Raw genomic sequence first — 756 nt, forward strand, 5'->3', positions numbered from 1 at the left:
GCTATTTTGAATGTGGCACGCGCGGCGGCGATGTGCTCGAAATAGCGCATGAGCATCGCGGCGCTGCGCGACGAAAATGAACAACTGAAAGCGCTTTTGGCGCAAACGCAGGCGGCCTTAAGCGAGCATCAGGGGGCGCTGGCGGCGTCGGAAGAAGCGCGGCGTCGGCTGGAGGTCATCCTCGGCGAATTGCGACGCGACAAGTTTGGCGCGAAGTCCGAGAAGCTGCGGCCAGATCAGTATCACTTACCGTTGGAAGACGTGGAGATCGCGCAAGGCATCCTGGACGCGGCGCAGGAGAGAGCCGAGGCTGTGATCAAGGGCCGATCGCGGAGCGTGCCGGATCAAGGTTCTCATCGCAATCGCGGCTGCTTGCCTGCCCATTTGCCGCGGGTGGAACGGATCATCGAGCCTGCGAGCACGCTCTGTCCGTGCGGTTGCGGCGCCATGACGAAGATCGGCGAGGACGTCAGCCAGCGCCTCGACGTGATCCCGGCGCAATGGCGGGTGTTGGTCACGCGCCGCCCGAAATACATCTGTCGCCATTGCTCGGGCCCTGTCGTGCAGGCGCACGCACCGGAGCACGTGGTGCCCAGCGGGCTGCCGACCGAAGCGGCGATTGCGCACGTGATCGTCTCCAAGTTTGGCGACCATACGCCGTTTTACCGCCAAGCCGAGATCTATGCGCGCCAGGGCATCCGGCTTGATCGGGCGACACTGGGCAACTGGTCCGGCCGCGCCTGCTTCCATCTTCAG

At 64.2% G+C, this 756-nt stretch carries 1 protein-coding gene; it reads left to right on the forward strand.

The features are described from left to right. Positions 1-48: 48 nt before the first annotated feature. Positions 49-756: IS66 family transposase zinc-finger binding domain-containing protein (locus tag IVB32_RS01965; RefSeq protein WP_247409647.1), on the forward strand; the 708-nt coding region annotated here is incomplete at its 3' end.

The organism is Bradyrhizobium sp. 23 (assembly GCF_023073295.1).
Classification (GTDB): Bacteria; Pseudomonadota; Alphaproteobacteria; order Rhizobiales; family Xanthobacteraceae; genus Bradyrhizobium; species Bradyrhizobium canariense_D.